1 protein-coding gene is annotated in these 287 nt (G+C 51.6%); it reads right to left on the reverse strand.

The window, feature by feature from the left end; genetic code table 11:
• On the reverse strand, nt 1–287 hold a 287-nt coding region (locus tag SB753_RS36425), incomplete at both ends, for a BON domain-containing protein (RefSeq protein WP_410804971.1).

The raw sequence follows: 287 nt of genomic DNA on the forward strand, positions 1-287 counted from the left end.
ATAGATAGAACCACGCTCACAAACCACCTTATAGTTATTCGACGAAATATCCTTCTCGGCGATCAGCGCCGTCTTCACGCGCCCTTCCAGATAGGTATCGTTACTACGCGAAGAGAAAGAACTCGCCGGCGCAACCGTCAACTCATTAATGATCGCATTCACGTTATTGAGGCTACGCAAAACCGATTCAGCCCGAGCCTTCGAAACCTCGCCCGCCACTTCCCCAGTCAGCAACACCCGCCGATTAAACACCGTCACATTAACGTGAGCCGAGTCCGGCAAATTCT

The sequence above is a fragment of the Paraburkholderia sp. SIMBA_053 genome, from assembly GCF_046534895.1.
Lineage (GTDB): Bacteria > Pseudomonadota > Gammaproteobacteria > Burkholderiales > Burkholderiaceae > Paraburkholderia > Paraburkholderia caledonica.